The organism is Caldimonas mangrovi (genome assembly GCF_023721835.1).
Classification (GTDB): domain Bacteria; phylum Pseudomonadota; class Gammaproteobacteria; order Burkholderiales; family Burkholderiaceae_C; genus Caldimonas; species Caldimonas mangrovi.
Genome location: NZ_JAMKFE010000006.1, coordinates 120,359 through 137,451, shown reverse-complemented (window position 1 = coordinate 137,451; position 17,093 = coordinate 120,359). Strand labels below are relative to the sequence as shown.

Annotated in this window: 12 protein-coding genes and 1 pseudogene; 7 read left to right on the top strand and 6 right to left on the bottom strand. The window is 70.0% G+C overall.

Annotated elements, in window-relative coordinates; translation table 11 throughout:
• Positions 1–99 precede the first annotated feature (99 nt).
• A complete protein-coding gene (locus M8A51_RS11930; RefSeq protein WP_251778683.1) occupies positions 100–2,649 on the top strand; it encodes an FtsX-like permease family protein in 2,550 nt (849 codons plus the stop codon).
• Positions 2,649–3,719 (top strand): lipocalin-like domain-containing protein, encoded by a 1,071-nt coding sequence (locus M8A51_RS11925; RefSeq protein WP_251778681.1) that lies wholly within the window; start codon positions 2,649–2,651, stop codon positions 3,717–3,719. Before M8A51_RS11930 ends, M8A51_RS11925 begins: the two co-directional genes overlap by 1 nt.
• A gap of 15 nt (positions 3,720–3,734) precedes the next feature.
• Here M8A51_RS11925 and M8A51_RS11920 read toward each other — a convergent pair whose 3' ends face one another.
• The 4 genes and pseudogenes from M8A51_RS11920 to M8A51_RS11905 form a co-directional block, all read right to left on the bottom strand.
• Positions 3,735–5,303, bottom strand: coding sequence for a DHA2 family efflux MFS transporter permease subunit (locus M8A51_RS11920; RefSeq protein ID WP_251778679.1), 1,569 nt, complete (start codon positions 5,301–5,303; stop codon positions 3,735–3,737).
• 14 nt (positions 5,304–5,317) lie between these two features.
• The gene (locus M8A51_RS11915; RefSeq protein WP_251778677.1) at positions 5,318–6,613 is read right to left on the bottom strand and encodes an HlyD family secretion protein; all 1,296 of its coding nucleotides are present in this window, start codon (positions 6,611–6,613) and stop codon (positions 5,318–5,320) included.
• 29 nt (positions 6,614–6,642) lie between these two features.
• Positions 6,643–8,084: pseudogene (locus M8A51_RS11910) on the bottom strand (efflux transporter outer membrane subunit).
• 79 nt (positions 8,085–8,163) lie between these two features.
• The gene (locus M8A51_RS11905) at positions 8,164–8,655 is read right to left on the bottom strand and encodes a MarR family winged helix-turn-helix transcriptional regulator (protein WP_251778675.1); all 492 of its coding nucleotides are present in this window, start codon (positions 8,653–8,655) and stop codon (positions 8,164–8,166) included.
• A 128-nt stretch (positions 8,656–8,783) separates the two neighbouring features.
• Here M8A51_RS11905 and M8A51_RS11900 point away from each other — a divergent pair, with 128 nt between their 5' ends.
• Genes M8A51_RS11900 through xth form a run of 5 tightly spaced genes read left to right on the top strand, consistent with a single transcriptional unit; the run spans position 8,784 to position 13,628 of the window.
• The gene (locus tag M8A51_RS11900) at positions 8,784–10,598 is read left to right on the top strand and encodes an ABC transporter transmembrane domain-containing protein (protein ID WP_251778673.1); all 1,815 of its coding nucleotides are present in this window, start codon (positions 8,784–8,786) and stop codon (positions 10,596–10,598) included.
• A 24-nt stretch (positions 10,599–10,622) separates the two neighbouring features.
• Positions 10,623–11,444, top strand: coding sequence for a thymidylate synthase (locus M8A51_RS11895; RefSeq protein ID WP_251778671.1), 822 nt, complete (start codon positions 10,623–10,625; stop codon positions 11,442–11,444).
• Positions 11,444–12,325, top strand: a complete 882-nt coding sequence (locus M8A51_RS11890; protein ID WP_251778669.1) for a DMT family transporter — start codon at positions 11,444–11,446, stop codon at positions 12,323–12,325. The genes M8A51_RS11895 and M8A51_RS11890 overlap by 1 nt, the downstream gene beginning before the upstream one ends.
• 38 nt (positions 12,326–12,363) lie before the next feature.
• Complete coding sequence (locus M8A51_RS11885; protein ID WP_251778869.1) at positions 12,364–12,864, top strand: dihydrofolate reductase; 501 nt, start codon at positions 12,364–12,366, stop codon at positions 12,862–12,864.
• A complete protein-coding gene (gene xth / locus M8A51_RS11880) occupies positions 12,861–13,628 on the top strand; it encodes an exodeoxyribonuclease III (protein ID WP_251778667.1) in 768 nt (255 codons plus the stop codon). Before M8A51_RS11885 ends, xth begins: the two co-directional genes overlap by 4 nt.
• A gap of 118 nt (positions 13,629–13,746) precedes the next feature.
• On the opposite strand, the gene M8A51_RS11875 is transcribed toward xth, so the two are convergent.
• On the bottom strand, positions 13,747–14,355 hold the full coding sequence (locus tag M8A51_RS11875; RefSeq protein WP_251778666.1) for a hypothetical protein: 609 nt from the start codon (positions 14,353–14,355) through the stop codon (positions 13,747–13,749).
• Between the two features lie 1,152 nt (positions 14,356–15,507).
• Positions 15,508–17,037, bottom strand: a complete 1,530-nt coding sequence (gene ntrC, locus M8A51_RS11870) for a nitrogen regulation protein NR(I) (RefSeq protein WP_251778664.1) — start codon at positions 17,035–17,037, stop codon at positions 15,508–15,510.
• Positions 17,038–17,093: the final 56 nt, after the last annotated feature.

The window sequence follows — 17,093 nt, the reverse complement described above, 5'->3', positions numbered from 1 at the left end:
CGGGCCGTGCCCGTGCCGTACGGCTTCCGGAGAAGCGGGCAAGGATACCGCGATTGCTTCTCGCGTTGAGCACAATGGGGGCGCCCGCACGCCTTGCCCATGATCGACGCTGCCCCACCGCCCCCACCCGCGCCGCTCGTCGCGCTGCTACGCGTCTACACGCTCAACGAGTGGCGCCGCCACCCGTGGCGGCACGCCACCGCGGTGCTGGCGGTGCTGCTCGGCGTCGCGCTCGCGTTCGCGGTGCACCTGATCAACCGGTCGGCGCTCAGTGAGTTCAGCGCCGCGGTGCGCTCGGTCAACGGCGAGCCGGACCTGGAGCTGCGCAGCAGCGCCGGAGGCTTCGACGAGGCCCTGTACGAACGGGTTGCGGCGCACCCGCAGATCGCGCACGCCAGCCCGGTGGTCGAAGCCGACACCTATGCGCGGCGTCCCGGCGGCAGCGAGCGGCTGCGGCTGCGGCTGGTCGGGATCGACGCGCTGGTGGCCGCGCCGGTGTCTCCCGCCCTTGTGCCGCGCCTTGCCGATGGCCGGGACCGCCTGGACCTGTTCGCCGCCGATGGCGTCGCTCTCAACGCGATGGCGCAGCAGGCCCTGGGCGTTCAAGTGGGGGACACGATCGAAGTGCAGATCGGCTTGCACTGGCGGCCGCTGCGGGTGTTCGGCAGCATCGGCGCGGCCGGATCGCCGGTGGGCGTGATGGACATCGCCGCAGCGCAATGGGCGCTGGAGCGGCTGGGACGGCTGTCGCGCATCGACCTCCGGTTCGTCACCGGCGCGGTGCCCGAGCAGGTGCTCGCCGGGCTGGATCTGCCTCCCGGGGTGCGTGCCGTCGCCCCCGACGCCGCGACGCAGCGCGTGTCCAACGTGTCGCGTGCCTACCGAGTGAACCTCACCGTGCTGTCGCTGGTGGCGCTGTTCACCGGCGGTTTCCTGGTCTTCTCGGTGTTGTCGCTGTCGGTGGCGAAACGGCTGCCGCAGTTCGCGCTGCTCGGCGTGCTGGGCCTGTCGCCGCGCGAGCGACTGGCGCTGGTGCTGGCAGAGTCGGCGCTGCTCGGGACCGTCGGCAGCGTGCTGGGCCTCGCACTCGGCACCGGCCTGGCAGCGCTGGCGCTGCGGCTGCTGGGCGGTGATCTCGGCGGCGGATACTTCCCGGGCATCACGCCCTCGCTGCAATTCTCGGCGCCGGCCGCGTTGCTGTACGGCACGCTGGGAGTGGCGGCGGCTCTCGTCGGCGGCTGGGTGCCCGCCCGTGCAATACAACGCATGGCGCCCGCGCAAGCGCTGAAAGGGCTGGGCGACCGCATGCTGGTGACGCGCCATCGCGGCCTCGGCCTCGCGCTGCTGGTTGCCGGGGCCGCGATGGCGCTGCTGCCGCCGATCGGCGGGCTGCCGCTGTTCGCCTATTTGTCGGTCGCCGCGCTGCTGGTCGGCGGCATCGCCTGTGTGCCCGAAGGGGTCGCGCTGCTGCTGCGAGCACTGCCGGCCCCGCACTCGCCCCAGACGCTGCTGGCGCTGGAACGGGCACGCCGCATGCGCCACACCGCCACCATCGCGGTCGCCGGTGTGGTGGCCAGTCTGAGCCTGGCCGTCGCACTGACCGTCATGGTCGCCAGTTTTCGCGATTCGGTCGCACGCTGGCTCGACGCGGTGCTGCCGGCCGACCTCTATGCGCGCACCGCGACCAGCACCGGCACGGCAGATGCGGTCTACCTGCCAGCCGCGATGGCGCGGGCGGCTGCGGCGCTGCCCGGCGTGGCGCGTGTCGAGACGCTGCGCGTGACGACACTCGACCTCGATCCGGCCCGCCCCGGCGTGGCACTGATCGCCCGCACGCTGGACGACGCCGGCCGCACGCTGCCGCTCGCCGGCGAACTGCTGCCGGCCCCCGACGGCGAGATCGCCGTCTACGTCAGCGAGGCGATGGTCGATCTCTACAACGCCCGCCCCGGCACGCGGCTCGCGCTTCCCCTGGTGCCCGGGCAACCGCCGGTGCCGGTTTTCGTGCGCGGCGTCTGGCGGGACTACGCGCGCCAGCACGGCTCGGTCGTCATCGCCAGCCGCGACTTCGTCCGGCTGACCGGCGACACGCGTGTCAACGACCTCGCACTGTGGCTCGAGGCGGGCGCCTCGCTCGCCGAGGTGCAGGCCCGGGTGCGCACCTTGGCGCCGGAGCCGGGGCTGATCGAGTTTGCGTCGGTGGCCGAGATCCGCGAGCGCTCGCTGCAGATCTTCGACCGCAGCTTCGCAGTGACCTACTGGCTGCAGGCGGTCGCGATCGGCATCGGCCTGTTCGGCATCGCCGCCAGCTTTTCGGCGCAAGTGCTGGCGCGCCGCAAGGAGTTCGGGCTGCTGCAGCACCTGGGTTTCACGTGCGGCGAGGTGCTCGCGGTGGTGGCGGGCGAAGGGGCGGCCTGGACGGCCGTCGGCGCGGTGCTCGGCCTCGCGCTCGGTCTGGCGGTCAGCGTGGTGCTGGTGCACGTCGTCAACCCACAGAGCTTCCACTGGACGATGGAGCTGCTGCTGCCCTGGGCACGCCTGTTGGCCCTGGGCGCCGCAGTCGTCGTCGCCGGCACCATGACCGCCTTGGTGGCCGGGCGTGCCGCGGCCGGGCGCGACGCCGTGCTGGCCGTGAAGGAGGACTGGTGATGCGCCGGCGCCACCTGCTGCAGTGGCTGGCCGCCGGCGCACCGTTCGCGGCGCAGGCCGCTCCGGTCGTGCAGCCCGGCGCTGCCCTCGCCTTCCCGCGCGACTTCGGCGCACACCCGGACTACCGCACCGAGTGGTGGTACATCACCGGTGCGCTGCAGGCCCCGGGCCGCGAATTCGGCTTCCAGCTCACCTTCTTCCGCTCACGCGTCGACACCGCGCAAGGCAACCCGAGCCGCTTCGCGGCAACCCAGCTGCTGTTCGCCCATGCCGCGCTGACCGACCTGCAGGGGCAGCGACTGGTGCACGACCAGCGCATCGCCCGTGCCGGCTTCGGCATTGCCGAAGCCGCGCCGGCGGACACCGACGTGAAGCTGCGCGACTGGGTGCTGCGCCGCCGGGGGCCCGTCGAGCGCAGCGTTTATGAGGCGTTGCTGCCCGCGCAGGGGTTCGGGCTGGACCTGCGCATCCGCGAAACGCAGCCGGTGCTGCTGCAAGGCCAAGGCGGCTATTCGCGCAAGGGGCCCCATGCCGAGCAGGCCAGCTACTACTACTCGCAGCCGCAGCTCGACGTGCAGGGGCGCGTCTCACTGGGCCCCGAGATGCACGCGGTACAAGGCCGCGCCTGGCTCGACCACGAATGGAGCGAGACCCTGCTGGACGACGCCGCGGTCGGCTGGGACTGGATCGGCATGAATTTCGACGACGGCGCAGCACTCACCGCGTTCCGGCTGCGTCGGCGCGACGGCTCCACGCTGTGGGCCGGAGGCAGCTATCGGCCTGCCGGCGGCGAGGCCCGCGCGTTCGAGCCCGGCGACGTGCATTTCACGCCCGGACGCCGCTGGACCAGTGCCGCCACGGGCGCGAGCTATCCGGTCGAATGGCAGGTCGACACACCTGCCGGGCGCCACGAGGTGCGGGCCCGGCTCGACGCGCAGGAGCTCGACAGCCGGGGCTCCAGCGGCGCGGTCTACTGGGAGGGGCTGAGCACGCTGCTGGATGCACAGGGGCGGCGCGTCGGCGGCGGCTACCTCGAAATGACCGGCTATGCCGACCGGCTGCGCCTGTAGACCGACCGGGCTCGCTCAGTGCGCGCCGCCTGCATCCGCCGCGGCGCCACCCCCGCTCGGCGGCGGCCGGCGCGTGAACCATGCCAGCCCCACCAGCGCGAGGAACAGCAGCGCCGAGCCGAAGAACAGGTCGTCGGCCGCCCGGGTATACGCCTGCTGGTCGATCAGCCGGTTGAGGTAGGCCAGCGCCTGGTCCGAGCCCAGCCCCGAGCCCGACAGCTTGCCCAGCGCGTCGGCAGTGACAGGGTTCCCTGCGCTGATGTGTTCGGTCAAGTGGGCATGGTGCATCGCCGCGCGGTCGGACCACAGCGTCGTCGCGATCGACGTGCCGAAGGCACCCGCGGTGATGCGCGCGAAGTTGCTCAGGCCGGAGGCCGCCGGCAGCCGGTCGGGCGTCAGCCCGGACAAGGTGATGCTCATCAGCGGGATGAAAAAGAACGCGACCGCGGCGCCCTGCACGATGGTCGGCACCAGGATGGTCCATTGGTCGGCCTGCGGCGTGAAGTTCGAGCGCATCCACAGCACCAGCGCGAACAGCGTGAACGCCACCGTGGTGAGCCAGCGCGGGTCGAGCCGTGCGACGTTGCGGCCGACCAGCGGTGAGAGCACGATCGCCAGCACGCCCACCGGCGCCAGCGCCATGCCGGCCGCGGTGGCGGTATAGCCCATGTACTGCTGCAGCCACAGCGGCAGGATGACCACGTTGCCGAAGAACAGGCAATAGCCGACCGCGAGCGTCACCGAGCCAAGCGCGAAGTTGCGACGCTTGAACAGCCGCAGATCGACGATGGGGTGCTCCTCGGTCAGCTCCCAGATCACGAACACCACGAAGCCGACACCGGCAAGGACGGCGAGCGCCACGATCTGCCCCGAATGGAACCAGTCCAGCTCCTTGCCCTTGTCGAGCATCACCTGCAGCGCACCGACCCACAGCACCAGCAGCCCCAGGCCGACGGCGTCGATCGGCAGGCGCCGCGTCGGCGTCTCGCGGTGCCGGTACAGCGCCCACGTGACCGCGGCCGCAGCCAGCCCGACCGGCACGTTGATGTAGAAGATCCACGGCCACGACACGTTGTCGGTGATCCAGCCGCCCAGCAGCGGGCCGACCACCGGCGCCACCAGCGTCGTCATCGACCACATCGCGAGCGCCGACCCGGCCTGGGCCCGCGGGTAGCTCGACAGCAGCAGCGTCTGCGACAGCGGAATCATCGGCCCGGCGACCAGCCCTTGCAGCACCCGGAAGGCGATCAGCATTTCCAGCGTCGGCGCCAGCCCGCACAGCCACGACGACAGCACGAACAGCAGCACACTGGCGGTGAACAGCCGCACCGCGCCGAAACGCTGTGTCAGCCAGCCGGTCAGCGGCAGCGAGATCGCATTGGCCACGCCGAAACTGGTGATCACCCAGGTGCCCTGGTCGGGGCTGACGCCCAGATCACCGGCGATGGCCGGCAGCGACACGTTCGCGATCGACGTGTCGAGCACGTTCATGAAAGTGGCCAGTGACAGCGCCAGCGTGCCGAGCACCAGCGCCCGGCCCTGCAGCGGCACAGGCGCCGCCATGGCCTGAGAGGGAGCGCTCATCGCCGCACCGCCGCTCAGGACCGCACGCCCGCGGCGACGGCCACCGGCCGGGACTTGGCCGAGCCGCCACGCGGCGATGCCAGGGCGCGCACCGGCCGCCCGAGGTGCGTCGCGATGACGCGCTCGACCTCGGCCTGTGCGTCGCGGTCGGCTTCGTCGAACACGGCGGTGGTCGACACCGCGGCGCTGCGTTGCGTGTCGGCGAGGATCTTGCCGTCCTGGCGGCTCACGTCGACGCGCGCCTCCATCGACAGCCCGACCTGCAGCGGATGCGCCTCCAGCTGCTGCGCATCGAGCACGATGCGCACCGGCACACGCTGCACCACCTTGATCCAGTTGCCCGTGGCGTTCTGCGCCGGCAGCAGCGAGAAGGCCGCGCCGGTGCCGGCGCCGAGGCCTGCCACGGTGCCGTGGAATTCCACTGCATCGCCGTAGACGTCGGCCGTCAGCGTGACAGGCTGGCCGATGCGCAGCCGCTGCAGCTGGCTTTCCTTGAAGTTCGCGTCGACCCACACCTGCTTGAGCGGCACGATGGCCATCAGCGGCGCGCCGGCCTGCACACGCTGGCCGACCTGTACGCTGCGCCGGGCGACGTAGCCGTCCACCGGCGCGGGCAGCTCGACCCGCTTGAGCGCCAGATAGGCCTCGCGCACCCGGGCCGCGGCCCGCTGCACGCTCGGGTGTCGCTCGACCGTGGTGCCGTCCGTCAGCGACTGGTTGGAGCCCAGCTGCTCGCGGGCCGCCAGCACGGCCGACTGCGCGGCCGCCGCAGCGCTGCGGGCTGCGGAAAGCTGCGCGTCGGCGTGGTCGAACTCTTCTTTGCCGACCGCGCCGGTCCTGACCAGCGGAGCGCGCCGGGCGACGTCGTCCTGCGCGCGCGCCACCTCGGCCTGCGCCCGCGCGAGGTCCGCCTCACGCGCGGCGATCTGCGCCTGCAGCGCCGAGTTGTTGGCGTACAGCACGCGCACTTCGCGCACCGTCTGCGCCAGTTGCGCCTCCGCCTGCTCGAGCGCGACACGCGCATCGGCCGGGTCGAGGTTGACGAGCGTCTGACCGGCCTTGACGAAGTCGGTGTCGCTCGCGCGCACGGACAGCACGGTGCCGCCGACCTGTGGCGTGACCTGCACCAGGTCGCCCTGCACATAGGCGTTGTCGGTGCTCTCGTAGCGACTGCCGATGAACGCGTGGTAGGCACCGTAGCCCACGCCGGCCAGCAGCACGACGGCCGCGACCAGGGTCAGGCCCTGCTTGCGGCGCGCTTTCATCGTCGGGGCAGCGGCAGGGGCATCGGTCTTGATCTCGGTGTTCATGAGGAGGTCCTTTGCTCTTGTTCGAGGTGTCAGCGCCGGGCGTGCGTTTCGACCGGTAGGGCCACATGACCCCCACCGAGCGATCGCATCAGCGCGATGTGCGTGTCCAATGCGCGGGCCCTGAGGTCCGCGGCCAGCCGGCGCTGGGCCAGCACGTTGTTTTCGGCGGTCAGTACGGTCAGGTACCCGCCCAGGCCGGCGCGGTAGCGCTGCAACGCGAAGTCGTAAGCGGCTTCGGCCGCCGCCTGCGCCGCCTGCCGCTCGCGGCGCTGGCGCTCGACGGAACGGCGCGACGCGAGCTGGTCCGCGACGTCGCGCACCGCATCGATGACGGCAGCGTTGTAGCCTTCGACCGCCGCGTCGAGTTCGGCCGTCTTGCCGCGCAGGTGGGCGCGCAGCCGACCGGCGTCGAAGATCGGCGCCGCAGCGCCGGCCCGGCGCCGTATTGACGGCTGCCGGCGTCGATCAGCCGGTCCAGGCCGATCGACGACAGGCCGACGAAAGCGCTGAGGTTGACGTTGGGATAGAACTGCGTCTTGGCCATGGCCACATCCTGCGTTGCTGCCTCCACGCGCCAGCGCGCGGCTTCGACATCGGCGCGGTGGCCCAGCAGGTCGGCGGGTACCTGTTGCGGCAGCGGCACGTCATGCAGGGCGGGCAGCGCCGGCTGCAAACCGTTCAGTGCGTGCGGCGGCTGGGCCGTCAAGGCGGCCAGCGCGTGGCGGCCCAGCGCGATCTGCTCGTCCAGGCTCTCGAGCTGCTGGCGGATCTCGGGCAGCGCGCCCTCGCCCTGGCGCAGTTCGACCTGCGTGTCCAGACCCGCGCCGACACGCTGGCGGATCAGGCCCAGCACCTCTTGCCGCTGCGCGAGCGAGCGCTCGGCGACGCTGCGCTGCTCGAACAGCCGGCCGAGCTGCACGTACTGGCGTGCGACCTGAGCCGCCAGCATCACGCGAGCGGCCGCGACCTCGGCCCGTGCAGCCCGCTCGATGCCGAGCGCCGCCTGGAGCTGCGCCCGGTGACGGCCGAAGAAGTCGAGTTCCCAGCTGCCGGCCAGTTGCACGGCGCCGCTATCGCGGGTCGACCCGGCCAGCGGGTACGGCACCGCACCGTTCTCGGTGTAGCGCTGGCGCGTCGCGTCGAGCGAGCCGTTCACCTGCGGCATCCCGGCAGCGTCGGCCGCCACGGTGGCCGCTGCAGCGCGCTCGACGCGGGCGCGGGCGGCGCGCAGGTCCGGGTTGCCCTGCAAGGCGCGAGCGATCAGGCCGTCCAGACGACCGTCGTGCAATTCACGCCACCATTCGGGGCTCAGGTCGGCGCTGGTGCCCGTCTCGGCCAGCCCCGCGTCGAGCGCCGGCAGCGCCCGCGCTTGCGGCTCGATGCCGGCGGTGCTGGCGCAGCCTGCGAGTGCGGTCGACAAGGCACACGCCACGAGCAAGGACCACGAAGGCCGTTGTAGGTGCTGTTTCATCTCGTTCAAAGCTTGCTGCAGCTGAATTTGCCTAGGCAAATGTATGGATCAGAAAAACGGGTCCTCATCCGGCCCGCGTTCACTCCGCCCCCTCGCTTCGCCCCGCTTCGCCGTTGGCGATCATGCGCCGCAGGTAGCCCTTGAGGCTTTCCCACTCCTGCACGGAGAAGCCGGCGAGCAGCCCGTTCATCACGTCCGACAGCACGGCCGGCACTTCGTCGGCGATACGCTCGCCGTCCCGTGTCAGCTCGATCTGCACCACGCGGCGGTCCTCGGTGGAGCGCACCCGCCGGCACAGACCCTTGGCCTCCAGCCGGTCGAGCAGCCGTGTCATCGCGCCGGCGTCCATGTGCATCTGTCGCGCCAGTTCGGCCACCGTGGTCGCCTGCGACTTGCGGATCTTGAACAGCGGGCCCCATTGCGCGTTGGTCAGCCCGTGCGGTGCGAGACGCTTGTCGCTCTCCTGCAGCAACAGGCCCAGCGCGCGCTTCATCAGCAGGCCGACGCTCTCCTCGGCGCCATAGCTGCCGGGGTGGTAGAAAACATCGAGAGTACGGTCGGAGCGGGTCATCGGGCCAGGCCATCCGGAGTGCAGCGGAAATTTAATTGCTTAGGCAACAATTGTCAAGGCACCTGAATGGCACCACGGTCTTCACCCTGCATCGGTGGTCCGTGCCTCGCTCGCCTACACTGCCCGCCATGTCTGCCACGAGCCCCGCCAGCCCCGCCGTTGCCGCCTCCAGCACGCCGGTCCCTGCACGATCGGTCCGATCGCTGGCGGGGCTCGGGCCCTTCCTGGCGCCCTACCGCGGCCGCATCCTGCTGGCCGGCCTGTTCCTCGTGATGGCGGCACTCACCACGCTGGTCTTTCCGATCGCGCTGCGCGGCCTGATCGATCAGGGGCTGATCGCGGCCGATCCGGGCGAGCGGCTGCTGGCGCTGCGCGGGCACTTTCTGCTGCTGTTTGCGGTCGGCGCGGCCTTGGGGCTGTTCTCGGCGGCGCGCTTCTACATGGTCAGCTGGCTCGGCGAACGCATCACCGCCGACCTGCGCGACGCGGTGTACCGCCACGTGATCCGGCAAAGCCCCGAATTCTTCGAGAGCACGCAGACCGGCGAAGTGCTCTCGCGGCTGACGACCGACACGACGCTGGTGCAGACCGTCGTGGGCTCCAGCCTGTCGATGGGGTTGCGCAACACCGTCATGGGCATCGGCGCGCTGGCGATGCTGGTGGTCACCAACCCCTACGTGATGACGCAGGTGCTCGGCATCCTGGTGCTCGTCGTGCTGCCCACGCTGTGGTTCGGGCGGCGCGTGCGCAGCCTCTCGCGCGCCAGCCAGGACCGCGTGGCCGATTCCAGCGCCATCGCCGCCGAAGTGCTGAACGCGGTGCCGGTGGTGCAGAGCTACACGCAGGAAGCATACGAGGCGCGGCGCTTCGACGAGTCCACCGAGCGCGCCTTCTCGACCGCGGTGCGACGCACCCGCATGCGTGCGGTGCTGGTCGCGTTCGTCATCAGCGCCACCTTCGGCGCCTTGCTGTGGGGGCTGTACCAGGGCACCCAGGCGGTGCTGGCCGGGGAAATCAGCGCCGGCCACCTCGGGCAGACCGTCGTCTACGTGATCCTGCTCGTCAGCTCGGTGGCAGTGCTGGCCGAGGTGTACGGCGACCTGCTGCGCGCAGCAGGCGCCACCGAGCGGTTGATGGAGCTGCTGGCGACCCGTTCGCCGATCGCATCGCCGGCGCAGCCCCGGCCGCTGCCTGCGGTCGCAGGCGGCTCCGCACTGCGGCTGGACAACGTCGGCTTCCGTTATCCCTCGCGGCCGCAAACGCCGGCGCTGCAGCACGCAACGCTCGACGTGCGGCCCGGCGAGACCGTGGCGCTGGTGGGCCCCAGCGGCGCCGGCAAGACCACCGTGTTCCAGCTGCTGCTGCGGTTCTATGACGCGCAGGAGGGCCGCATCGAGATCAACGGCGTCGCGGTGCGGGACGTCGCGTTGCCCGAGCTGCGCTCGCGCATCGGCATCGTGCCGCAGGAGAGCGTGATCTTCTCGACCTCCGCGATGGAGAACATCCGCTACGGCCGCCCTGACGCCAGCGACGACGAGGTCGTCGCCGCCGCGCGGGCGGCCTTCGCCCACGACTTCCTGATGGCCCTGCCCGAGGGCTACCAGACCTATCTCGGCGAGCGCGGCGTGCGGCTGTCCGGCGGGCAGCGCCAGCGCATCTCGATCGCGCGTGCGATGTTGAAGAACCCGCCGCTGCTGCTGCTCGACGAAGCCACCAGTGCGCTCGATGCCGAGAGCGAGCGCATGGTGCAGGCGGCGCTGGAGGCCGCGATGGCCAACCGCACCACGCTGGTGATCGCCCACCGGCTGGCCACCGTGCAGCGCGCCGACCGCATCGTCGTGATGGAGCACGGCCGCATCGTCGAAATCGGCTCGCACGCCGAGCTGATCGCACGCGACGGCCTGTATGCCCGACTGGCGGCGCTGCAGTTCGACACCGCCTGATAATCACGCTTTTCCGAGAGCTCCATGACGTTCGCCAGCCCCCGTCCGGTTCGTTCGCAATACGAAGACTTCATGCGCCATGTCTACGCACATGGCACGCCCAAGACCGACCGCACCGGCACCGGCACGCGCAGCGTGTTCGGCCACCAGATGCGCTTCGACCTGAGCGAAGGCTTCCCGATGGTGACGACCAAGAAGCTGCACACCAAGTCCATCGTCTACGAACTGCTGTGGTTCCTGCGCGGAGACAGCAATGTGAGCTGGCTGAGGGAGCATGGCGTGACGATCTGGGACGAATGGGCGCGCGAGGACGGCGACCTGGGACCGGTCTACGGGGTTCAATGGCGCTCATGGCCCACACCCGACGGCGGGCACGTCGACCAGATCGCCGAGGTGATCAAGACGCTGAAGTCCAACCCCGACTCGCGTCGCATCATCGTCAGCGCCTGGAACGTCGCCGAGCTGTCGAAGATGGCGCTGATGCCCTGCCACGCGCTGTTCCAGTTCTACGTCGCCGACGGCAGGCTGAGCTGCCAGCTCTACCAGCGCAGCGCCGACATCTTCCTGGGCGTGCCTTTCAACATCGCCAGTTATGCGCTGCTGACACACATGGTCGCGCAGCAATGCGACCTGGGCGTCGGCGACTTTGTCTGGACCGGCGGCGACTGCCATATCTACAACAACCACTTCGAGCAGGTCGAGTTGCAGCTGTCACGCCAGCCCCATCCCTACCCGGTGCTGAACATCAGGCGCCGGCCGGATTCGATCTTCGGCTACGAGTACGAGGACTTCGAGATCCTGGACTACCAGCACCACCCGCACATCAAGGCTCCCGTGGCCGTCTGATGCTCTCCAAGCGTCAGTTCTGGGCTCTGGCCCTGCTCACGCTGATGTGGGGCGTGAACTGGCCGATGATGAAGTTCTCGCTGCGCGAGCTGACGCCGCTGTACTTCCGTGCGGTGACGATGAGCGGCGGGGCGTTGCTGCTGCTGGCCTTCTACGCTGCGCGCGGCGTCTCGATGCGGCTCACACTGCGCGACGCGGCGCTGGTCGGCTGGCTGGCCCTGCCCAACATCCTCGGCTGGCACCTGTTCTCGATCCTCGGCGTGCGCGAGCTGGCTTCCGGGCGTGCTGCCATCCTCGGCTTCACGATGCCGATCTGGACCGTGCTGATCGCCGCCGCGCTGTTCGGTGAACGGCTGGATCGCCGCGTCTGGATCAGCGTGGTCTGCGGCGCGGCGGCCGTCGGGCTGCTGATCGCCCAGGAGCTCAACGCGCTGGCCGGGCGCCCGGTCGGCATCGTCTACATGCAGGTGGCGGCTTTTTCCTGGGCGCTGGGCACGGTGCTGATGCGGCGCACGCGCAGTACGCTGCCGACCGAGGCGATCACGGTGTGGATGATGCTGATGGGCTCGGTCGTCTTCTGGGCCGTTGCCGCCTTGGCCGAGCCCGCACCGGAGTGGCGCTTCAGTGCACCGATGTGGGCGTCGCTGCTGTGGGGCGCGACGATCAACTACGGCTTCGCGCAGATCATCTGGTTCGGCATGGCGCGCCGCCTGCCGCCGTCGGCCAGCGCGTTCTCGATCATGGCCGTGCCGCTGATCGGCACGCTGTCTGCCACGGTGATCGTCGGGGAAGTGCCGCACTGGCAGGACTGGGCTGCGGCCGTCCTCATCATGGGTGCGATCGCCAGCGCCTTGCTGCCGAAACGCATCCGACCCGGATGAACGAACCGCGCCACAATACCGCCATGAACACGCCCGACCTGCCCCAGCTGAGCATCATTGCCGCCGTCGCCCGCAACGGCGTGATCGGGCGCGACAACAGCCTGATCTGGCACCTGCCCGAAGACCTGCAGCACTTCAAGCGCGTCACCATCGGTTGCCCGGTGCTGATGGGCCGCAAGACCTTCGACTCGATCGGCAAGCCGCTGCCCGGCCGGCGCAACGTGGTCATCACGCGCGACCCGCACTGGACCGCCCCGGGCGTCGAAGAGGCGCCGTCGCTGCCGGCCGCGCTCGAACTGCTGAAGCACGCGAGCAAGGTGTTCATCATCGGCGGGGCGCAGGTGTATGCCGAGGCGCTGCCGCTGGTCGACGAGCTGATCCTGACCGAGATCGACCGCGACTTCGAAGGCGACACCCGCTTTCCGGCGTGGGATCGCAGCGCCTTCGACGAAGTCGCGCGCGAAACGCATCAGGCCCCCGAAGGCTGGACCTACCACTTCGTGACCTACCACCGCAAGAAGGACCGCCCCGCCGCATGAAACTCGCGACCTGGAACGTCAACTCGCTGGCGGTGCGCCTGCCGCAGTTGCTCGACTGGCTGAAGCTGCAGCAGCCCGACGTGGTCGTGCTGCAGGAAACCAAGCTCACCGACGACAAGTTCCCGCACGAGGTGCTGAGCGAGGCCGGCTACCACCCCCAGTGGTTCGGGCAGAAGACCTACAACGGCGTCGCGCTGCTGTCGCGCGAACCCGCTCGGGACATCGCCAGGAACATCTTCGGTTTCGATGACGAACAGGCACGCGTGATCGCCGGCACCGTCGGCGAACTGCGCGTGATCGGTGCGTACTTCCCCAATGGCCAGGCACCGGGCAGCGAGAAGTTCGCCTACAAGATGCAGTGGCTGAGCGCGCTGCGCGCATGGCTGCACAGCGAACTGCAGTGCCACCCGGCACTGGTGCTGATGGGCGACTTCAACATCGCGCCCGAAGACCGCGACGTGCACGACCCGGCGGCCTGGGCCGGTCAGATCCACTGCACCGACGAAGAACGCGAGCATTTCCGTCAGCTCATCGGCCTGGGCCTGCACGACGCCTTCCGGCTGTTCGAGCAGCCGCCGAAGTGCTGGTCCTGGTGGGACTACCGCAACCTCGCCTTCCGCAAGAACCAAGGCCTGCGCATCGACCACATCCTCGTCAGCGAAGCGCTGAAGGCGAGGGTCAGCGCCTGCGAGATCGACAAGGCGCCGCGCAAGAACGAACGGCCGAGCGATCACGCGCCAGTGATGGTCACGCTGCGGGCTTGAACGCGGGCGCCGGCGACGTGCGGACGAAGACCCGTTCCCTGCGGTGCTCTGCGGACGCTGCTACCCATCGCTCAAAGTGGAGGCCAATCGACGGGATCGGCACAGCCGCAAGCGGTTCTCACCGTTGTGGGAAGCGCCACGCCATCTGCTCTCGCACATAGTTCTCGGCGTCGCCGATTTCCTTCAGCGCGTTCGTGCGGGCTTCCTGCAGCTTCTGTGGGCCCGAGGGATGGCCTTGCGCGGCACTCGCCAGCGCCTGGACCTGCTGGTCCACGCTTTCGCGATTCGCGCGCAGCCCACCAAGCAACGCCTCCATGTCCTGGCGCTCCGCGCACGACTGGACGAGCATGGCCATGTCCGATGCGTCTGGCACATCACCGAGTTTCAGCGCCTTGCGCCAGTCGCCGCTGTCCAACGCCGCACCGAGGCCCCCGGTTCCTGCCGGCGATGCGCCCGTGGAACGCCCGGGCGAGGCATCGCGCCGCGGCACACCGGCCTCGATCTCTTCCCGAGTGCGGCGGCGGTGCGAACCGGGTGGCGTCGCCGACGTTTGTGAGCCTGCCGTCGGTGACCCCTGAAACGCGGGCGAGGACTGAGCATTGGCAGGGCCGTTTGCCTGGCCAACCGGCGCCCCATGATGCTGCACGCCGGTCTGCGCCGGCCGCTGGATCTGCGGTGGCGGCTGCCACAGCCCGGGCCTTTGCTGCGGCGCGGCCTGCTGCTGCATCTGCGGTGGTGGCTGCCAGAGACTCGCCGGCTGCGGTGGCACCTGCGGTCGGGGTGGCGTCGGCCGGTACGCAACGGAGGGGTGGGCGGCCTGCGGCCGGTGCATCTGCGCGGCAGGCTGGTGCGGCACATGGGCCAGTGTCTGGTGAGGCTGCGGTCGCATGGGCGGCTGCGTCTGCGGTGGCGGCTGCCAGAGACGCACCGGCGGGTGCGACACGGAGGAAGGCGCCTCATGGGGATGCAGTTGCATCGGCGCGTGCATTCGCGCCGGCGGCTGCCACAGCCCGGGCCTCTGCTGCGGCGCGGCGTGCTGCATCTGCGGTGGTGGCCGCCAGAGACCCGCCGGCTGGGGTGGTAGATGCGATTGGGGTGGCGTCGGCCGGTACGGAGCAGAGAGGTAGGCGCCCTGCGGCCGATGGATTTGCACGGTGGGCCGGTGCGGCATATACGCCGGTGCCTCAGGCAGTTGCGGTTGCATCGGCGCTTGCGACTGCGCTGGCGGCTGCCATAGCCCGGGCCTCTGCTGCGTTGCCGGGTGCTGCTGCATCTGAGGCTGCCAGAGGCCGGCCGGCTGATGGGGCGCATAGGCAGGTGCTTGATGGTGCTGCTGCATCTGCGACTGCACCTGGCCCTGGGGTCGTGGCTGCCACGCCCCCCCATGGGTCGGGGGGCGATGCGTTGGCCCCGGCCTCGGCCACACACCAGGCGGCCCAGATGGCAGCTGCGAAGCAGCGTGGGGAGGAAAGCCGGCCGGATGCGATGGAAAAGGCGTCCCCTGCCCTGCGAACACGGCACCGGAAAAGGGTGCGGCCCCGTGATGACCAGGGGGCAAAAGCTGTTGCAACGACTGACGAGGAGGGCCGAAGCCGCCTGCTGCCGGCCCTGGGCGCGCCGGCGGTACCCCCGGGCGAGGAGGAAGCGGTGGCGCGCCGGGGCGCAACAGCGGATTCGCAGCCGGAGCGGACGGTGCCGACTGCGCCGTCAGTCGCAAACGGGCTGCCGTCGCAAGTTGCTGCAAGGGAAGACGCGTGTAAATGGGCGGCACGTTGGTTGCTCGTGGTGCAGCCCGTTTATGCCGCAGACCTCGCGTAGAGGTGCCGGGCTTGCGAAAACTACCACCTCAAAGCGAACCGAGGCCCCCGCAGCCACCTCGTCAGTCGTCCAACCCCAGCTCCTGGATCTTGCGCGTGATGGTGTTGCGGCCGATGCCGAGCTTCTGTGCCGCCTCAATGCGGCGCCCGCGCGTGATTTCGAGCGCGGTGTGGATCAGACAGGCCTCGAACTGGCGCGTCAGCGCGTCCCACACCTCGGGGCGGCCCGACTCCAGCAGATGGCGCGCCTCGCGCTCCAGATCCATGATCCACGCGCCCATCGCAGTGCTCGGCGCGCTGGTGAGGGACGCGATGGGGTCGGGTGCAGGCACCGGCGGCTCGTAGCCGGCCACGGCAGGTGCCGGCCATTGCACCGGCGGCGGCGAGGCGATCGCGGACGACTCGATGCTGACCTGCGGCTTGGGCGACATCGTCGCCTCGCCGAGCAGTTCCGGCGGCAGGTCCTTGTCCTCGATCACTTGCGCCGGCGCCATCACCGTCAGCCAGTGGCAGACGTTCTCGAGCTGACGCACGTTGCCGGGATAGTCGAACGAGGTCAGGCGCGCGAGCGCGGGCTCCGAGATGCGCTTGGCCTCGACGCCCAGCTCCTTTGCGCTCTTCTGCAGGAAAAAGCGCGCCAGCCCGGCGACGTCTTCGCGACGCTCGCGCAAGGCCGGCAGGCGCAGCCGGATCACATTGAGGCGGTGGAACAGGTCTTCCCGGAACACGCCCTGCTTGACGCGTTCCTCCAGGTTCTGGTGGGTTGCGGCGATCACGCGCACGTTGCTCTTCAGCGGCTGGTGGCCGCCGACCCGATAGAACTGCCCATCGCTCAGCACGCGCAACAAGCGCGTCTGCAGGTCGAACGGCATGTCGCCGATCTCATCGAGGAACAGCGTCCCGCCATCGGCCTGCTCGAAGCGGCCGCGCCGCATCGTCTGCGCGCCGGTGAAGGCACCGCGCTCGTGGCCGAACAGCTCGCTCTCGAGCAGGTCCTTCGGAATGGCCGCGGTGTTGATCGCGACGAAGGGCCCGCTGGCACGCGGGCTGTGCTTGTGCAGCGCCCGCGCGACCAGTTCCTTGCCCGAGCCCGATTCGCCGGTGATCAGCACCGTCACGTTGCTCTGGCTCAAGCGGCCGATCGCACGGAAGACGTCCTGCATGGCCGGCGCCTGGCCCAGCATCTCGGGCATCTGCGCATAGCGCTCGTCGCCCACCTCTTCGCGCACGCTCTCGTCGACCGCACGTCGGATCAGCTCCACCGCCTTCGGCAGATCGAAGGGCTTGGGCAGGTACTCGAACGCGCCGCCCTGAAAGGCGGAGACGGCACTGTCGAGATCGGAGTAGGCCGTCATGATGATGACGGGCAGGCCGGGATGACGCTCCTTGACCTTCGCCAGCAGGTCGATGCCCGAGCCGCCGGGCATGCGGATGTCGGAGACCAGCACCTGGGGTTCGTCGTTGTCGTCCAGCGCCGCGAGCACGTCCTTGGGGTTGGTGAAGCTGCGCACCGGCAGTTCTTCGCGCGCCAGTGCCTTCTCCAGCACGAAGCGGATGGATTGGTCGTCGTCAACGATCCAGATGGGTTTCATGCGTCGCCTGCAGTCCTTGTCTTCCCGGGCCTGCCCCGCATTCCCTGCTGGATGAA